General features: G+C 69.5%; 16 protein-coding genes. 9 read left to right on the top strand and 7 right to left on the bottom strand.

Going from position 1 to position 17976, the window contains the following annotated elements; genetic code table 11:
• The first annotated feature begins 7 nt into the window (after positions 1 to 7).
• Positions 8 to 793 carry a DUF4097 family beta strand repeat-containing protein gene (locus QWU11_RS45930; protein ID WP_290120923.1) on the top strand — a complete coding sequence of 262 codons (786 nt, stop codon included), beginning with the start codon at positions 8 to 10 and terminating at the stop codon, positions 791 to 793.
• A gap of 2 nt (positions 794 to 795) precedes the next feature.
• Here the strand turns inward: QWU11_RS45930 and QWU11_RS45925 are convergent, their stop codons facing one another.
• Positions 796 to 1602, bottom strand: a complete 807-nt coding sequence (locus QWU11_RS45925; RefSeq protein WP_290120922.1) for a class I SAM-dependent methyltransferase — start codon at positions 1600 to 1602, stop codon at positions 796 to 798.
• Between the two features lie 52 nt (positions 1603 to 1654).
• Positions 1655 to 2815, bottom strand: coding sequence for an epoxide hydrolase family protein (locus QWU11_RS45920; RefSeq protein WP_290120921.1), 1161 nt, complete (start codon positions 2813 to 2815; stop codon positions 1655 to 1657).
• 522 nt (positions 2816 to 3337) lie between these two features.
• On the opposite strand from QWU11_RS45920, the gene QWU11_RS45915 reads away from it, so the two are divergent.
• From QWU11_RS45915 to QWU11_RS45905, 3 genes are all read left to right on the top strand, one after another.
• Complete coding sequence (locus tag QWU11_RS45915; protein WP_290120920.1) at positions 3338 to 5059, top strand: alpha/beta hydrolase; 1722 nt, start codon at positions 3338 to 3340, stop codon at positions 5057 to 5059.
• Between the two features lie 292 nt (positions 5060 to 5351).
• Positions 5352 to 5897, top strand: a complete 546-nt coding sequence (locus QWU11_RS45910; protein WP_290120919.1) for a DUF4232 domain-containing protein — start codon at positions 5352 to 5354, stop codon at positions 5895 to 5897.
• A gap of 296 nt (positions 5898 to 6193) precedes the next feature.
• Positions 6194 to 7435 (top strand): MFS transporter, encoded by a 1242-nt coding sequence (locus QWU11_RS45905; protein WP_290120918.1) that lies wholly within the window; start codon positions 6194 to 6196, stop codon positions 7433 to 7435.
• Positions 7436 to 7441: 6 nt separating this feature from the next.
• On the opposite strand, the gene QWU11_RS45900 is transcribed toward QWU11_RS45905, so the two are convergent.
• The 3 genes from QWU11_RS45900 to QWU11_RS45890 all read right to left on the bottom strand — a co-directional run bounded on the left by QWU11_RS45900 (position 7442) and on the right by QWU11_RS45890 (position 9548).
• Positions 7442 to 7891: a VOC family protein gene (locus tag QWU11_RS45900; protein ID WP_290120917.1), complete on the bottom strand. Its 450-nt coding sequence runs from the start codon at positions 7889 to 7891 to the stop codon at positions 7442 to 7444.
• 63 nt (positions 7892 to 7954) lie between these two features.
• The gene (locus tag QWU11_RS45895; RefSeq protein WP_290120939.1) at positions 7955 to 8818 is read right to left on the bottom strand and encodes a hypothetical protein; all 864 of its coding nucleotides are present in this window, start codon (positions 8816 to 8818) and stop codon (positions 7955 to 7957) included.
• Positions 8819 to 8942: 124 nt separating this feature from the next.
• Positions 8943 to 9548 carry a hypothetical protein gene (locus tag QWU11_RS45890; protein WP_290120916.1) on the bottom strand — a complete coding sequence of 202 codons (606 nt, stop codon included), beginning with the start codon at positions 9546 to 9548 and terminating at the stop codon, positions 8943 to 8945.
• A gap of 240 nt (positions 9549 to 9788) precedes the next feature.
• Here QWU11_RS45890 and QWU11_RS45885 point away from each other — a divergent pair, with 240 nt between their 5' ends.
• Complete coding sequence (locus tag QWU11_RS45885; protein ID WP_290120915.1) at positions 9789 to 10502, top strand: hypothetical protein; 714 nt, start codon at positions 9789 to 9791, stop codon at positions 10500 to 10502.
• Positions 10499 to 10846 (top strand): transcriptional regulator, encoded by a 348-nt coding sequence (locus tag QWU11_RS45880; RefSeq protein WP_290120914.1) that lies wholly within the window; start codon positions 10499 to 10501, stop codon positions 10844 to 10846. The genes QWU11_RS45885 and QWU11_RS45880 overlap by 4 nt, the downstream gene beginning before the upstream one ends.
• Positions 10847 to 10911: 65 nt before the next feature.
• Here the strand turns inward: QWU11_RS45880 and QWU11_RS45875 are convergent, their stop codons facing one another.
• A complete protein-coding gene (locus QWU11_RS45875) occupies positions 10912 to 11514 on the bottom strand; it encodes a dihydrofolate reductase family protein (protein ID WP_290120913.1) in 603 nt (200 codons plus the stop codon).
• A gap of 109 nt (positions 11515 to 11623) precedes the next feature.
• Here QWU11_RS45875 and QWU11_RS45870 point away from each other — a divergent pair, with 109 nt between their 5' ends.
• Positions 11624 to 14479 (top strand): helix-turn-helix transcriptional regulator, encoded by a 2856-nt coding sequence (locus QWU11_RS45870; RefSeq protein ID WP_290120912.1) that lies wholly within the window; start codon positions 11624 to 11626, stop codon positions 14477 to 14479.
• 198 nt (positions 14480 to 14677) lie between these two features.
• On the opposite strand, the gene QWU11_RS45865 is transcribed toward QWU11_RS45870, so the two are convergent.
• Complete coding sequence (locus tag QWU11_RS45865) at positions 14678 to 15676, bottom strand: NADP-dependent oxidoreductase (RefSeq protein ID WP_290120911.1); 999 nt, start codon at positions 15674 to 15676, stop codon at positions 14678 to 14680.
• Positions 15677 to 16329: 653 nt separating this feature from the next.
• On the opposite strand from QWU11_RS45865, the gene QWU11_RS45860 reads away from it, so the two are divergent.
• The gene (locus tag QWU11_RS45860) at positions 16330 to 17166 is read left to right on the top strand and encodes an alpha/beta hydrolase (protein ID WP_290120910.1); all 837 of its coding nucleotides are present in this window, start codon (positions 16330 to 16332) and stop codon (positions 17164 to 17166) included.
• A complete protein-coding gene (locus QWU11_RS45855; protein WP_290120909.1) occupies positions 17159 to 17746 on the top strand; it encodes a TetR-like C-terminal domain-containing protein in 588 nt (195 codons plus the stop codon). Before QWU11_RS45860 ends, QWU11_RS45855 begins: the two co-directional genes overlap by 8 nt.
• Positions 17747 to 17976 lie beyond the last annotated feature (230 nt).

Raw genomic sequence — 17976 nt, 5'->3', positions numbered from 1 at the left:
GCCATCCGTGAAGAGCCGTAGCCTGGCGATGATCGCCCTTACGACCGTCACCGCGTCGGGCTGTGGCGTGGGTGTGGGCTTCGCCGACTACCGGCACAGCCTGACCCCCGCCGACGCCACCGTCGCCGGCCCGGTGACCAACATCGAGGTCAACGCGGGCGACGGCCACATCGTGGTGACGCGGGGCACCGGCGCGGGCGTGACCGTGCACCGCGTCGTGCACTACGAGAGCGGCACCCCGCACCCCGGCCAGCACCTGACCGACGGCCGGCTGACCTTCGACAGCGGGTGCTCGCGGTGCCGCGTCGACTACGACCTGACGGTCCCCGCCTCGGTGTCCGTACGCGCCCGTACGGACAGCGGGCGGATCAACATCAATGGCGTGGCCGACGCCGACACGGGCAGCGACTCGGGTTCGGTGACGGTACGCCACGCGACGGGCTCCGTCTCCGCGCGTACCGACTCGGGCCGGATCACGCTCCAGGACGTCGCGGGCGCGCTGTCCTCCAGCAGCGACTCCGGCGCGATCGGCGCCACGGAGCTGCGCTCGCCCACCGTGACGGTCTCCACCGACTCCGGCGGCGTCCGCCTGGCGTTCGCCGGCGCACCGTCGAACGTACGGGCGAGCTCGGACTCGGGTTCGCTACGGCTCGCCGTGCCCGGCGGCCCGTACGATGTCGACGTCACGACCGACTCCGGCGGCCGGCATGTCAAGGTGCCGACCGCCTCGACCGCGAAGGCGAAGATCTCGCTGCACACCGACTCGGGCGGCGTGAACGTCGTCCCGGCCTGAGGTCACCAGCGGTAGCGCAGGAGCCGGAAGCCGCGCTTGAGCGGCGGCACGGCCGCGATCAGGCGGAAGACCGTCCCCCACGGCCGGCGCAGCCGGTCGACGCCGGGGAGCACGCTGGCGCTGACCACGGTCTCGCATCGGAGGGGCAGGTCGCGTTCGAGCTCGCCGGGGTCGTCGATGCCCCAGTGCACGCCGCCCTCGGCCTTGATGAGCGGGTTGTGGTTCTCCAGCCGGAGCCAGGAACGGCTGAACATGTCGAAGAGCATCTCCCCTGAGGGGAACCGCTCGGTCAGGCGCCTGAGGAGGCGTTTGCCGTCCTCCTCGGGGAGGTACATGAAGAGCCCTTCGCCGATGACCAGCACCGGTCCCTCCACGGGCACGCTCTCCAGCCACTCGAGCTCGGTCACCGAGGTGCCGATCAGCGAGGCGGCGGGGTGCGGACGGCAGACGTGCTTCCGCTTCTCGATGACGTCGGGGTAGTCGACGTCGTACCAGCGGACGGTCGTGGGCGGGTCGATCCGGTTGACGCGGCTGTCCAGCCCGCAGCCGAGGTGGAGAACGGTGGCGTTCGGGTGGCCGGCGAGGAACTCGCGTACCCAGGCGTCGAACTGTCTGGCCCGGATCGCGACGATTCCGGCGTTTCTCGGGGTGACCTTTATCTTGCCGAAGTCGTAGTCGATTTTCGCGACGACCTCGGCCGCATAGGCGTCACCGAGGATGGGCTCGGCGGCCTGGGAGTCGAGCGCCTTGGCATAGAGAGCGTCGAGGAGCGTCTTCTCTTCCGAAAATGTGACCTTCTCTGTCTCCATGGCTCTACCGTACTGCGCGCTCACCGCGCGGGACGTCGCGGCCACCCCTGCTTTATGCCCGGATTTGGCGGAAGAATGCCCTGATGTCGTTGACCAGGAGATCTGGCTGTTCCATCGCGGCGAAATGGCCGCCGTGATCGAATTCGGTCCACCGTACGATGGTGTTCGTCCGGTCGGCGATATGCCGGAGCGGGACGAAATTCTCCTGCGGAAATGCGGCGAGTGCGGTCTTGGCGTCCGACGGCTCCGGTGGTCCGCCCCAATAGTCGGCATGCGCCCGCTCGTAGTAGATCCGGGCCGACGAGCCCGCCGTCCTGGTGAGCCAGTAGATCATCACGTTGGTGAGGAGCCGGTCGCGGTCGATGCCGCCCTCCGTCCACTCGGTGAACTTCTCCGCGATCCACGCCAGCTGCCCGACCGGGGAGTCGGTCAGCGCGTACGAGAGAGTCTGCGGGCGCGTGGCCTGGATGTCGGCATAGCCCTGCTTGTCCGCGGCCCAACGCCGGGCGCGTTCCCAGGAGGCCAGCGTCCGCTCCCGCTCGGCCGGGCTGAGAGGTGCGAGTTCTTCTTCGGTCGGTTCCGTTGTCGCCCCCGCGCCGGGGATGAGGTTGAGGTGGACGCCGATGACCTGGTCTTTCTGCGTACGCCCGAGTTCGCGCGAGATCGCCGCGCCCCAGTCGCCGCCCTGCGCCCCGTACCTCTGGTAGCCGAGCCGCCGCATCAACTCCGCGAAGGCACCGGCGACCCGCTTGAACTCCCAGCCGGTCTCCCGCGTCGGCCCGGAGAACCCGAAGCCGGGGATGCCGGGGATCACGAGATGAAACGCGTCCGCCTCCCCGCCGTACGCCCGCGGGTCTGCCAGCGGCCCGGCGACGTCGGCGAACTCCACGATCGAGCCGGGCCAGCCGTGGGTGAGGATCAGGGGGGTGGCGTCCGGCTCGGGCGAGCGTATGTGGGCGAAGTGGACGTCGGCCCCGTCGATGGTCGTCATGAACTGCGGCCACTCGTTCAGCCTGGCCTCGGCCTCCCGCCAGTCGTATTCGTGGCGCCAGTAGCGTACGAGCTCTTTCAGGTGGTCGCGCGGCACGCCGTACGCCCAGCCGACGCCGGGCAGTTCGTCGGGCCACCGCACCCGATCGAGTCGGTCGTAGAGGTCGTCTAGCTCGCCCTGCGCGATATCAACACGAAACGGACGGATAGTGTCGTCGGTCATGCCCCGGATGCTAAGGGCTCGTGCTTGGTGTGGTGTTCTGGGCCGTACGAGCGCTTTACCCATTTCGGCCGGCGGGCCGTTCGTCCGGCGTCCATCTGCGGCAGCCCCCATCAGCGAACGGCATTGACCAGTGGTATCGGCCACGGAGGCAAGAGCGCGGACCTGCGTTGGAAGCCGAGCCGTTCGTGCAGCCTCATTGAGACGCCGGCATTCCGACGCAGACATGTCGAGAGAACCGGCCCTCCCGCACGGACATGTGGACAGCACCCCTCTCCTACGCCCACCGTCCCGCGAGGGCGGCGATCGCCGCGTAGGCAGCGACGACGGCGCCGATTCCTCAGAACCAGCCATCCCGCAGCCCGGTCCTCCCGCGCCGGCCCCCGGCCGGCGCCGCGAACCGGCCCGCCCTGCGTCCCGAACCGGCCGCCCTCCACGAGGGTCAGGCAAAAGTACGACGCCCGCCTCCCGATTCCGTACTTTCGGCCGGTGCCCCGCCGACCCTGATTTCCCCATGCTGGCCCCATGCCACCTCCCCACGTCCCCCGCAGCCGAGTGCTCAGCCGAAGGACAGGCCCCCGTCTCCGGCAGGCCATCGCGGCGCTGGCCACGACCGTCCTGTTCGCCGCCACGTTCCTGCCCGGACCCGCCGCTGCCGCCGGCGCTCCGGTCCCCGCCCTGCACTGGCGATCCTGCGACGACGGCTTCCAGTGCGCGACCGCGCGGGTGCCCTTGGACCACCGGCACCCGTCCGGCACGATGATCGACCTCGCTGTGGTGCGACATCCCGCGACCGACGGCACGCACCGCCTAGGCGCGTTGTTCGTCAACGGCGGCGGCCCGAGCGAGCAGATCGCCCCGCTACGCGACCAGTTCGCGAGCGTCCCCGCCGAGTGGCGAGCCCGATACGACATCGTGAGCTTCGACCCGCGCGGGTTCGGTGCCAGCACCGCCATCCGCTGCTTCCCGACCATGGAGGCCGAGAGCCGTTTCCTGTCCGCCCTGCCGATCATCCCCACGACGGCCGCCCAGATCGCGACCTGGGATCGCACCTGGGCCCGGTTCGACGCACGGTGCGCCCGCCAGAACGCCCCTCTGCTCCGCCACGACAGCACAGCCGACGTCGCCCGCGACATGGACCTGCTGCGCCAAGCCGTCGGCGCCCCGACGCTCAACTACGTGGGACTGTCGTACGGCACCGGCCTGGGCGCCGTCTACGCCAACCTCTTCCCCACCAGAGTCGGCCGCATGGTCCTGGACGGCAACCTCGACCCAGTCGCCTGGACCCACGGCGACGGCAGACTCCCCGCCTTCCTGCGCATGGGCACGGACCAGGCATCCGCAGCGACCCAGAAATCCTTCCTAGACCTGTGCGGCAAGACGCCCACCTGCGCCTTCTCCGCCGGAACTCCTTCCGCGACCCAAGCAAAGTTCAAGACCCTGCTGAGCCGGCTGCACAAGCGCCCGGTCCCCATCGGCACCCCACCGGACACGCTGTCCTGCGACGACCTGTGCGCCGTCCTGAGTCTGCCTTTGGCCGAGGTGAGCGCCTGGAAGGAGGCCGCCGAACAACTCCAGCAACTGTGGACCGCCTCACCCACCGCCCAAGCCACGACGCCCCAAGACCTGATCCAGCCCAGCCCCATCCCGACCTTTGAACCCCGGTCCACCGCCCGAGCCACCCCTCCCCAAAGCTTGACCCGCCCCACCGCCTCCCGGCCCACCGCCCGAGCCGCCACCCCGCAAAGCCGCATCCAACCCAGCACTCCGCCGACCCCGGAATCCCCACCCACCTCGCAGCCGACGGCTTATGCGGGCCAGGAACAGTCGTACGCAGTGCGCTGCTCCGACAGCGCGAACCCCCGCAACCCGCGCGCGTACACCGAGGCCGCCGAACTGGCCTCCGCCAGATCCGGCCTGATCGGCCCGTCCTGGGTCTGGCCGGACGAGCCCTGCGCCAACTGGCCTGCGAGCGAGGACGCCTACACCGGCCCCTGGAACCGCCGCACCGCCAACCCCGTCCTCCTGATCGGCAACACCGGCGACCCCGCGACCTCCTACGAGAACTCGATCGCGATGTCCCACGCCCTGTCGCGAGCCCGCCTGCTCACCGTGCACGGTTACGGCCATACGGAGTTCTCCAACCCGAGCCACTGCGCCGACGAGTACCGGGACCGCTACCTGCTGACCGGCACCCTCCCCCCAGCCGGAACCGTCTGCGAACAGGACACCGCCCCGTTCACCTGACGCCCGACGGCGGGCACGCCCGGACGCGCGAGGGGATGACGGCGCTCCGACAGCGCTTCATCCGATCACCCCTCAGCCGCGCCCGGGCGGTACGGCCCGCGTAAGGATCACTGTGGGCAACCGGTTCGTCGATGCGCCGGGGAGCGACGCAACAGCCCTCATTACCGACATGAATTGCATTCGCCCACCTTCCCTCACGCCACTTCAAGGCTGAATCGAGATCATCAATGGAGTGATATTCCGTCCAGGTTGCAGTCAGGTATGGCCGCCGGAAACGTGGAATACTGTCATTGTGAAAGTCATCGTCGGCATTACATGCGGCGTCTTTACGATGGTCACCGTCGGCTGCTCCACACCCTCCGGGGTGGCCGCGGCGAGGCGGTCACCGTCGCCACTGCCGTGCGTATCCACGCAATTGACCAGTTCAGGGGCCGGTGCCCTCTCGGGGCCCGTACCGACCAAGGCCGGCCACGCCGCCGGATTGGTGTCCGTCACCAACGACTCACGGCGAACCTGCTATCTGAGCGTTACGTTGCAGATCGAGGCGGCCTCCGAAGGAAGGCACACGAAGCTGGTCGCAACACCCGATTCAACGGTTGAAGAGAATGTCGACCTTCAACCCGACAGACGAATCGGCTTCAAGATCACCTGGTCGACGTCCCACGCCTCCGGTCACTGCACCACCGGGGCACGGCTCGATGTCACCGTGCCCCCGGCGAAGACCGTTGTTCCGGTGATGGCCCGGACTATCTGCGGACACCAGGCCGCTTATTCACTGCTCATGCAGCCACCGCCGGTGAACCCCAAAGATCCCGGCCTCTTGCCGTCAGGCATATGAGTCGCCGGCACACCACATCGGCCCGGACAAGGCCCGTAATCGGCTTGAAGATCGCAGTGACAAGGGGCTACGTTCCGTACAGCCGATGATCCGAGGAGATGGAGATGCCCGGCCCGATGAGCACGCGCTGACACCGTAGGCCGTTTCTGACCTGTCATCGCGTGCCGCACCCGCCCTGCGGCACAGCGCACTTCCGCTGCCCGAATCCTGCGGGACGGGCCCCGTTCTCGGCCACTCAAGGGCTCCCTGTGCCGTTCCTCCCGCCGCGCTCGCCCGCCCGCCGCGCGAGACCGTCGATGAAGCCACCCGCTGAACCTCCGCCGAGCCTGTGGCGAGACGGCGACTTCCGCAGACTCTGGACCGGCCACACCGCCTCCCAGCTGGGCGCGCAGACCGGTCAGGTCGTCCTGCCGCTCATCGCCGTGATCGCGCTCGGCGCCGGCACTCAGCAGGTCGGCGCGCTCCGCGCCGCGCAGCAGGCCCCGATTCTGCTGCTCTCGCTCTTCGCCGGTGCCTGGGTGGACGGCCGCCGCTCCCGCACCGTGATGGTCCTGGCCGACCTCGGCCGTACGGTGGCGCTGGCCACCGTCTCCGTCGCCTACGCCCTGGGCGGGCTCGGCATCCCGCTGCTTCTCCTGGTCGCCTTCCTCGTCGGCTCCCTCAGCGTGTACTTCGACGTGGCGTACCAGACCTCCCTCGTACGGCTGGTGAGACGCGATCAGCTCGCCCAGGGCAACAGCACGCTGGAAGGCAGCAGGTCCGCCGCGCAGATCGCCGGCCCCGCGCTCGGTGGCGCGCTGGTGTCGCTCCTCACCGCGCCCGTCGCCATCACGGCGAGCGCGTTCTTCTTCGCCCTGTCCTCGCTGTCGATCCGGCGGATCCCCGAGCCGAGACCCGGCCCACGGCGAAAACACGTGTGGCGGCAGATCCACGAGGGTCTGCGTCTCGTCGCCGGGGACGCCTCACTACGGGCGGTCGGGATCGCGTCTGCCCTCTTCCAATTCTCCTTCGCCGCCCTGATGACCGTCTACCTGCTCTTCCTGCCGCGCACCCTGCACCTGCCGGGCGCCGCCGTCGGACTCGCACTCGCGGCGATGGGCCCGGGCGCGCTGGTCGGATCGCTGCTGTCGGCCGCGCTGCCGAGACGGTACGGCCACGGCGTCGTACTGATCTCCGCCGCGACCCTCGCCGACGGCACGATGCTCTGCGTCCCCGCCTTGCACGGCGACTCCACCGCCACGATCGCCGCGCTCATGGCGGTCAACTTCCTGTTCGGCGTCTTCAGCCAGCTGGTCGACGTCACCGTCGTGACCGTACGGCAGGCGCTCACCCCGATCCCCGTCCAGGGCCGGGTCGTGGCGACGATCAACTTCGTCGGCATGGGCCTGACCCCGCTCGGTTCCCTCCTCGGCGGCTACCTGGCCGGCGCGCTGGGCGTACGCGCCGCCCTGCTCTCGGCCGCCGCGGCGCTGGCGCTTTCCCCGCTGTCCATGGCCGTGTCCCCGCTCGCCCGCCTGGGCAAGGACCTTCCGGCGTAGGTGCCCCTACTGAACGCAGAACTCGTTGCCCTCCGGATCGGACATCACGACGTGCTCGGTACCCGGCTCCTTGACCTCCCGGAGTACGGTCGCGCCCAGGTCGCTCAGCCGGTCGACCTCGGCGTCCCGGCGCTCGGGCCCGGCGTGCAGATCCAGGTGCAGCCGGTTCTTGACCGTCTTGGGCTCGGGAACCTGCTGGAAGAGAAGCCGCCGCCCCAGCCCCGTACCGGTGACCTCCTGAACCGGGTCGTCGGGATGCCGAACCGCCTGCAGCCCCCGAAACCCCGCCCGCCCGGACTCGTTCGTGATCATGCTCTGGTCGATGCGCCCGGTGGCCAGCAGTTGTTCGATGAGAACACTGTTGTCCTCGACCACGTAGCCGAGCGCCGCACCCCAGAACGCCGCCTGAGCCTGCGGGTCGGAACAGTCGATAACGATCTTCCACGAAAGAGTCATGCCCTCAGTCTGGCGGCCATTCCTGCCACCACATGTCAGGTATGCGCCGCCGCCCGCTCCGCGCTACCTGATGCTCGGCGGGATCACGCCGTTCTTGGCGACCGGGACGGCGAGCTGGAGAGGCCCGCTGACGACGGCCCGTTCAACCGGCAGGCCGGCCAGCAGCGGGTTGATGTGGCTCAGCCTGAGCTGGACCGGGCTGATGGCCGTGGTCGTCGCCAGATCGAACTTCTCCAGGTCGATCCACCGCACGATGTTCAGGATCGCGGCGGGAACGGCCTGGTTCGCCTTCCTGACCGGCACGCACAGCTGCCGGCTGTTCCGCAGGATGCCCCTGTGCGGTGGAACGCCGGACAGGACCGGGTTGAGATGGGTCAGGGACAGTGACGTCCCCGGGGCGAACGTCGGAGTGATCGCGTAGCACTTGAGATCGATGTACCTCACCAGTGCGACGACGTCCGGCGGCGGCACGCTGCCGTTCTTGATGACGGGAACGCACAGCTGTTGCGGGCTGCCCATCACGGCGGTGTGCCCGGGCAGTCCGGCCAGCACCGGGTTGAGTTGCCTGAGCCTCAGGGTGAAGTTCACGCTGAGGCCCTTGATCTGGTAGCAGGACAGGTCGACGTGCCTGATGAAGTCGATCACTCCTCGCGGAGGGATCACGCCGCTCTTCGCGACGGGCACGCACAGCTGCTGACGAGGACCGAGGACGACCCGCTCGGCCGGCAGGCCCGTCAGCGCGGGATCGAGATGACGAGTGAGGAACGGCGGGAACGCCGGTGTGTACGGATTGGTCCTCCGGCACTCCAGGTCCAGGTTGGACACGAACGCCCTGGGCCCTGGGAGCACCTGCGCCGAGGAGGCCGGCACCAGGCCGACGACCGCTGTGAGGACCGCGGCGAGCATCGCGGCCCCTCCGAAGATCATTCTCTTCACGAAAAAACTCCTTTTGCGGGATAATCTTGCATTTCAGAAAACAGCCCCGCCCGACCCGAGAACATGGCAATCAGAAAGCAGGACAGCCTTTTTGTCGCCGATTTCCTATAGCGGCTCAGGTGTAGGCCGATACGGGAATTGCGAAGTCGTAGCCCGCGGCGGTGTGGCCATAGATGTAGTCGTACGGACATAGGCCGTATTGACCCTTGTACGCGTAGCCGTTGTAGAACAGCGCCGAGCACTTGAAGCAGTATCGCCACTGGTGCTGCATCCGGGCCGGCTCGCCGATATCGTGAGGCAGCAGGAACTGCCGCGGATAACCGCTCGGATGGATGTAGCCGTGCGACCCTCCCGCCGGGCATCTCAGTGCGCCGGGCCCCCAGTACAGCGCCGCGCAGCGGTAGCAGTGCCGCCAGCTGGCCTGGGTGTTGCCACTCTCGCCCGTACCCGCGGGACTCAGGTTGTACGTCAGCCGGAAGGTCCAGCCCGCGGCTTGATGCGGGCCGCGGGTGCGTGGGCAGAGGCTCTGGTCGACCGTGAAGTCGACGAGGAAAAGCTCGAAGCAGTTCGCACAGAACCGCCAGCCGTTCAGTGTGCTGTCCGCGGTCGCCGCAGTGGGCGAAAAAATGGATTTCGCCGTCGCCGCCGATGCCCCGAGTGCGACCGCACCGGCCAGTACGGAGCGGCGCGGCAATTGCTTGATGTCAGATTTTTTCTGCATGAATTCCCCCTAGTCAATGCGAGTTCCGGCACGACAAGATCGATTGAATCACCGGAAATCACAGGGGAGCGGAACCGAGGCGATCCTGTTGATGGATATTTACAGACCGGCGACAGCCCTTTTATGGCCGGCTCTTCCGGCGGCACAGACCGCAGTCGACCGGCTACAGAGGGTCCAGGGCGCGTTGAAACTCAGACAAGTTGTGTACGAAGACTGGTTTGTTATGGAAACCTAAGGCCCATGACAGACGAATCGCTTCCCTCCGCGAACCTGGCCCGGCAGGTGCTCTCGTCCACCGACCAGCTCACCCAGCGCGTACGGCAGGCGCAGCGCGGCACCTGGTTCCCGCTCGTACTGCTCGGCCTGGTGGTCGTCGCGGCCGCGCCCTTCTACCGCCTGGGGCGCCACACCGTCACGTGCGACCCGGCCCTGGGCGCACGCGGCGGCGTCGAGATCATCGACAGGGGCGCGTGCGTCCAGGTCGTCAACTGGCCCCCCGGCGTCTACTGGATCGTCGCCTTCGTCGCGGCGTACACAGCGATCGCCGCCTTCTACATGTTCCGTGCCCGGAGCCGCGGAGTCGGCTCGCGCGTCCTGCCCTACGTCGGTACGGGAGTCGCCGTCGGGCTGGTGTTCGGCATCGCGTCCGCCCTGGCCCAGCAGCTCAACCTGTACGACTACTCCCCCGGCGGCCCGGTCGCCGTCGGTTTGGTGCCGCTGGTCGCCATCGCCCTGGCTCTGTTCGTACTGGCCCGGATGGAACGCAGCTGGGCCGTACTCGCCTTCGCCGTCGGCTACCTGGTGGTCGCACTCCTGGTGAACGCCGGCGGCGGCCCGGGGCGGGGTTCGGGCATCCCGGCGACCTGGGGTTTCCTGCCCAGCCTTCTGGTGGCCGGCGGCGTACTCCTCCTCGGCGGCGCGGGCTTCGCCCTGGCCGAACGGCGCCGGGCATGACCCACCCGGCGAACGGACTGGACGACGTCGTCCACCAGCGCGTCCGGCTGGGCATCTTGACCATCGCCCACGAGGCCCGGCGAGTCGAGTTCGGATTCCTGCGAGCGAGCCTGGATCTGACCGCCGGCAACCTCTCACAGCACCTGACCGTGCTGGAGAAGGCGGGCCTGGTGGAGATCGAGAAAGGTTACGAGGGCAAACGCGGCCGTACGTGGATCCACCTCACCGCCGACGGCAAGAAGGCCCTGTACGACGAGATCTCCCAGCTGAAACGGCTCATCCGCCAGGTCGAACAGACCACGGCCGAACCCCGGCCACCGGAGTCGGCCCCCCACCCGGGATGACACGGCCACGCTCCCCGATGACGGCGATGTCATCGGGGAGCGCGACTCATCCACGCCGGCGCGGTTCAGCCCCCGATCCGGTCATAGAGAAGACAGATCGCCCCGCTCTCGGTGACGTCGCTGGAGGTCAGCGACCACGACGCGGACGGACCGTCGGTGAACAGCCGCGCGCCGCCGCCGACGAGTTCGGGGCACAGCGTGATGCTCAGCCGGTCCACCTCTCCGGCCTGGAGGAGGCTGTGGATCACGCTGGTGCTGGCCAGGACGATGATGTCGCCACCCTTCTCCTCGCGCAGCCGCTTGACCGTCGTGACCGGGTCGGTGTCGGAGATGCGCGCGTTGTCCCAGGCGGCCTCCTTCAGGGTGCTGGAGAAGACGACCTTCTCGGCCGCGTTCAGCCAGCGGGAGAACTCCCGGTCGCGCGGGTCCGCGTTCTCGTCGTCGGCGACGGCGGGCCAGAAACCGGCGAAGCCCTCGTAGTTCTTGCGGCCGAGCAGGGCGGTGGTCGCGGTACCGGTGACCGACACCATGTGGTCGCGCGACTTCGACGTGGTGGCGTGCGGCACGATCCAGCCCATGTCGTACTCACCGCCGGGGCCGCTGATGCGGCCGTCCAGCGACAGCGTGATGTTGGCGGTGACGGTACGGCGGGTGTTCTGTCCGGTCATCGGACGGTCCTTTCGGTCGTGGGGATCATGCGTTCACAGTGGCGGCACCGATGGCAGGCTGTCGTCGTCAGAGTTGGTGACATCCGGTCCGGGCTTGGAGGCTGCGTCGATGACGGGTTCGGTCGTCAGCCCGGTGCTGGTCGGCCGGGACGACGAGATCGCCGTGCTGCGCGCGGCCTTCGAACAGGCCTGGGCCGGCCGCCCGGGGACGGTCCTGATCTCCGGTGAGGCGGGCATCGGCAAGTCACGGCTGGTCGCCGCGGCCGTACGGGAGTTGCCCGGTGATCCGGCGGTGCTGTCCGGGGGCTGCCTGGAGCTCGGCTCGGAGGGCGCCCCGTACGTGCCGTTCGTCGCCATCCTGCGCGATCTGGTGCGCCGGTTCGGGCGCGAGCGGGTGGCGGCGCTGCTGCCGCCGGGCGGTGCCGCGCTCGGCGACTGGCTGCCGGATCTTGGCCCGGCGCCGGTACGGTACGGGCCGGCCAGGCTGCTGGAGGAGATGCTGACGCTGCTGGGCCGGGTGGCGGAGGTCCGGCCCGTGGTCGTGGTGGTCGAGGACCTGCACTGGGCGGACGCGTCCAGCCGCGAGTTGTTCGCCTACCTCGCCCGCAATCTGACGGACGTCGCCGTACTCCTGGTCGGCACCGTCCGTACCGGCGAGCCGGCCGCCGCGCATCCGAACCGGCGGATGCTGGCGGAGCTGGGCCGCAGCCGTACGGTGGAGCACATCGCCCTCGGCCCGCTGGAACACCGGCACGTCGCCGCGCTGCTGACGGCCGTCGGCGGACGGCCGCCGGACCCGGCCCGCAGCGCCCGCATCCACCGGCGCAGCGGCGGGAACCCGCTGTTCGTCGAGGCGCTGAGCACTGCGGGCGAGGCACCGCCGGGCGACCTGCGAGCGCTCCTGCTCACCCGGATCACCGACCTGCCCGACCCGGCCCGCGAGGCGCTGGGGGCCATGGCGGTGGCGGGCGCCGAACTCACCGACGACCTCGTGCGCGTGGTCGCCGACGGGCCCGGCCGTGAGCTCCAGGACGCTCTCGACGACCTGACCGGACGCGAGCTGGTGGTGGCGCGGGAGAACGGGCACGCGATCCGGCACGACCTCATCCGCGAGGCCGTCTACGACGCGCTACCGCCGACTCGCCGGCGGCGCATGCACGCCCGGTACGCCGCCGCGCTCGCCGACCGCGCCGAGGGCGGCACGGCCCTGGCCGAGCACTGGACGGCGGCGGGCGAGTTCGAGCGGGCGCTTCCCGCCGCGTGGCACGCGGCCGACCGCGCCGGGCGCCAGAACGCCTACGACGAGCAGCTCCATCTGCTGGAACTGGTCCTGGCGCAGTGGGCGAAGGTGCCCGAGCCGTCCGGGCTCATCGGCGCTGACCGTACGGTCGTGCTGGAACGCGCGGCCACGGCCGCGTTCGCCGCCGGCCGGTCGGCCGCCGGCGTGGCACATGGCACCGCCGCGCTGGACGGGCTGGACCCGGCGGCCGAGCCAGAGCGGGCGGCGAGCCTGCTCGGCCTGCGCGGCCGGTTGCGGAGCCGTCTCGACGGTACGGGACGCGACGACCTGGAGCGGGCGGTCGCGCTCGTACCGCCCGGCTCGTCGGACGCGCTGCGCGGCCGCCTGCTGTCCGCCCTGGCGTTCGCCGAGTTCATGGCGCTCGATCTCGACGACGGCCGGCGGCACGCGGCGGAGGCCCTGGACATCGGCGAACGGCTCGGCGACAACGCCCTGCGCGCGCCCGCGCTGCTCGTGCTGGGCGCGCTCGACGGCACCCTCGGCGACCTGGAGCGGGCGGGCGGCACCTTCGCCGAGGCCCGCCGCGCCGCCGACACGGCGGGCGACGCGCACACGTTCCTGACCACCTTCCAGTGGGAGTCGAGTGTTCTGGCCGACGCCGGCCGGTACGAGGAGGCGGTCGAACTCGCCCACACCGGACAGCAAGCGGCCGAGCGGCTCGGCCAGGCCCGATCTCGCGGCAGCATGCTCGCCACGGCCCGCGCCGTACCCCTGTGCTTTCTGGGCCGCTGGGACGAGGCCCTGCGGGTCGTCGACGACGCCCTCACCCTGGTGCCGCCTCCGCTGTACGCCGCGTACCTGCGCCTGGTCGCCGCAGACATCGCGCACCGGCGCGGCCAGACCGAGCAGGGCGGGACGCTGCTGCGCCAGATCACCGAGTTCGCCCTGCACACCGCCGGGGCCGCGGAGGCGAAATCCTGGCTGGCCCTGCTGCGCATCGCCCGGGCGCTCGACCAGGACGACCCCGGCACCGCGGACCTGATCGTGGGCGAGAACCTGGCGACGGCCCCGGACACCTGGCCGCCGCACGACGCGGCTCGACTCGCGGTGTCGGGGGTACGGGTACAGCAGGCCCGGCGAGCGGCCGCGCCCCGGAACCGGCGCGTCGCGAGCGAGACCGCGGACCGGCTCACGCAGCTCGCGCGTCTGCTCGGCTCGGTGCGCACCACCACTCCGGTGATCGACGCCTACCGCGTCGCCTTCCGCGCACTGACGGCGGGCGGCGCCTGGGACGAAGCGGCTGCGGCCTGGCAGGAGTTGGGGAACCGCTACGAGACCGCCGTGGTACTGGTGGAGGGCGCGGCCGCGGCGCTCGCGTCCAACAACCGCCCCGGCGCCCAGTCCCGGCTGCGCGAGGCGCGGGCCATCGCCACCGAGCTGGACGCCGTGCCGCTGCGAGCGCGCATCGACGACCTCGCGGCGCGCGGTCGTCTCACCGAGATCGCCGACTCCAGGTCCGGCAACGCCTTCGGCCTGACCCGCCGCGAACTCGACGTTTTGCGCGTCCTGGCACGCGGACGGTCGAACCAGCAGATCGCCGGGGAGCTGTTCATCTCGGTCAACACGGTCGCGACCCACGTGACCCGGATCCTCACCAAACTCGGTGCCGTGTCCCGTACCCAGGCCGCCGCCAAGGCCCGTGAAACCGGCCTTCTGGACGACTGACCGCTGTGCACGCAGACCGCTCATTCACCGCGGAGGTCTACGTCCACGCCGAATGAGCGGCCACTCGCCCTACCCCGTCGAGGGAACGTGTCACAGGGTGCACCGCCGATCGCGCGCCACGCATGCGACCACCCCGTGAGTCGCCAGAGCGGAAGGCGGCGCCGTAACAGGGCAGGACCGATCGCTGTCTCCGAGTCCTTATGGACGAACGCTGATGATCGTCTTCCCCTTGCGGCGCTCGGTCGAGTTGAGGGCTGCGGCGGCGTCGTCGAGGGTCGCGACGCTGCCGATGTTCGTCCGCAGCCGTCCGTCCCGTACCCGCTGAACGATCTCACCCAGTTGGGCACGGTCGGACTCGACAACGAAGTCGACCGCCCGACCGTCGGTCGGGCGTGCCTCGGCCGGCCCGACGACGGACACGAGCGTTCCTCCGGCTCGAATCAGGCGTGCCGACCGCTTCTGGATGTCGCCGCCGATGACGTCGAACACCAGGTCGACGCCGCCGACGTCTTCCAGCGCGTCGTTCTCAAGATCGACGAACTCCCCCGCGCCGAAGTCGAGCGCCTTCTGACGATCGCCCGCGCGTCCAGTGCCGATGACGTACGCCCCGGACTCACGCGCGAGTTGCGCCACCATCGTCCCGACCGACCCGGCCGCGCCGTGCACGAGCACGCTCTGCCCCGCCTGAAGCCGGCCGTGCTCGAACAGCCCTTGCCACGCGGTCAAACCCGAGATCGGCAGGCTCGCGCCCACCGTGAAGTCAACATCGCCCGGCAGCGGAGCGAGGTTGCGCGCCTCGACGGCCACATACTCCGCCAGGGTGCCGTCGCGATGCCAGTCCGCGATGCCGAACACCCGCTGTCCCACGGACAGCCCCGTCGTGCCGTAACCGAGCGCGGTGACCACGCCGGCCACCTCGTGCCCAGGGACCGACGGTGCCCGGTCACGGCCGGCACGATCGGTCCAGGTCGAGGGCCACGTCATCTCGGTCGGGACGAACCCCGACGCATGAACCTCAACGACGACGTCGTTTATCGCCGCCGACGGCTCGGGCCGCTCCACCAACGTCATCCCGGCCGTTCCCGCAGCCTCGTCCGTCACCACGATCGCCTTCATCAGGCCCCCTGCGTCCAGACCTCGCCACACCCTGTAGACGAGAGCGTCGATTATTGTTCCGGTACAGAGGCATGCGGCCAACCACCCTGATGGCGATGTCCCTGCTGAGGTCAGAAGCGGTCTGCATGCGTTCGCGGCGTTGTCAGATGAGTGTTCGCCGGGCGGCGTGGGCGGCTGCTTTGCGTAGGGCGGGATCGGTGGGTGTGCCTTCGCCAGTGAGGCTCGGTCGCGGAGATCGGTCTCGGCAGAATTCGCAGGTGGCGCCGCTGCAGGCCGGCTCGCGCCATTGGTCGCACTGGACGCACAACGTCGCGTCGTAGCGTTCGGAGTAGTCGAGGCGGTTGCCGCATCGCAGGCACCGGCTGGGACCGATCCGCAGCGCAGAGGGCCGTCTACGCGGCACGATCCTTCTGATTCGAGGTCACGCCGGACATTCTGATCAGTGCGGCGGGGGTGGTCAGCGTCCGCCGCGAAGGTGGCCGAACTGTTCGGCGTCCGCCCGACGGCCATCGCCCGCCGAGGTCAGAGGCAGTTCGCGTGCGTTCACCGTCGAGATCCATAGCTTCGATCGTGGCCGAAGTCGGCCCGGACGTGCCGGATGCTCGGAAAACAGGTGCAGGGCCACAGCGGCCGGGCAGACGCCGTCGCGGTCATCGACCCTTCCGGGTTGACCTACTCAAGTTAATTAGAGTAACTTCAAGTTATTCGGATTAACCAACAGCGATTGAGGCATCATGGTCGAGTTCCTTCCCATCGGCGGCAACACCATCGCCTACGACCTGACGGGTGAGGGCCCGCTCGTTGTCCTCGCCCACGGCATCGGAGACAGCCGTCACTCCTACCGCTTCGTCGCCCCGGCCTTGGCCGAGGCCGGGTACCGGGTCGCCAACGTCGACATTCGCGGCTGCGGTGACTCCAGCCTCGGCTGGGACGGCTACCGGCGCACCGACATCGCCGACGACCTGGTCGCCCTCGTACGCCATCTCGGTGGGCCGGCCGTGATCATCGGGCAGTCGATCAGCGGCGGCGCCGCGACCATCGCCGCCGCCACCGCACCCGACCTGATCACCGGCATCATCGAGCTGGCACCGGGCACACGCAGGCAGCCCTTCGATTTGAGCGGCCTGGTCCGGGTGAGGCGCTACCGGGCTGCGTACTTCCAGCTCGCGCAGATCATCGTTCGGGGGCGCCTGTCGAACTGGAAGAAGTACCTCGACCTCGCCTACCCGGAAAAGCCCGCCGACTGGAGTACCGAACTGGCCCGGATCGAGGCCACACTGAGCACGCCGGGCCGAATGACGGCGCTGCGGGCCATGTTCAAGGCCAGCCCGGACGACGCTGACACGCAGTTGGCCAACGTGAGCTGCCCGGTCCTGGTGATCGAGGGCAGCCTCGACCCCGACTGGGCCGACCCGCGCGCCGAAGGCGAGAAAATCCTCGCCGCGCTGCCCCCCGGCCTCGGTGAACTGCGCGTCATCGACGGCGCCGGCCACTACCTGCAGGCTCAGACTCCCGACGAGGTCCTCGCGCTGGTTTCGCCGTTCCTGGACAGGACTCTGACTCGTGCCTAGAGCCGGACTCACTTCGGCCGCGGTCACCGCGGCCGGGGCCGCGCTGGCCGACGAGATCGGGTTGGCATCGCTCAGCATGGGCCTGCTCGCCGAACGTCTCGGGGTCAGGCCACCCGCGCTCTACAAGCACGTCACCAACCTCGCCGATCTCCTCCACCGGATCGCGATCCTGGCCTGGACCGAACTCGCCGACACCATCCGCGACGCTATCCAAGGCCGCGCGGGAAAGGACGCCCTCACCGCCGGCGCCCAGGCGATGCGCATATACGTGAGAACGCACCCGGGCCGGTACGCGGCGGCCAACGCGGCCCAGACAGGCGGGCCCGACGACCCGCTGACAACCGCAGCCAACCGGATGGTCGACTCCGCGGCGGCCATCCTGCGCGGCTACCAGCTCGACCCCGGACAGGAGATCCACGCCCTACGAATGCTCCGCAGCACGCTGCACGGATTCACAACTTTTGAGACAGGCGGCGGATTCCAGATCGATGTCGACGCCGACGACAGCTTCGCCTGGACGATCGCCTTCATCGACCACGGCCTGCAAGCCATCACCACCCACGGCACCTCCACTCACTGACACTTGTCGAGAACGTTACGGTCGTCGACCGGCCGGCGACCAGGACGCAGCGGGCCGGCTGCCTTGGGCAACAACGGCTCGACGCAGGCCCAGAGGTCGTCATTGAGGGGCCCTGCGGTTTCCGGACAGCTGCGTTGTGCCTGACTTAAGCAGCGACCTGGGGACTCAGATACTCATCCTCGACCTCTTGAGGCGTCTTATAGCCGAGACCAGAATGAAGTCGCTGTCGA

Origin of the sequence: Actinomadura sp. DC4, assembly GCF_030406325.1 — a bacterium.
GTDB lineage: Bacteria > Actinomycetota > Actinomycetes > Streptosporangiales > Streptosporangiaceae > Actinoallomurus.
The sequence above is the reverse complement of the archived record's forward strand: the minus strand, read 5'-3'. Positions and strand labels throughout refer to the sequence as shown.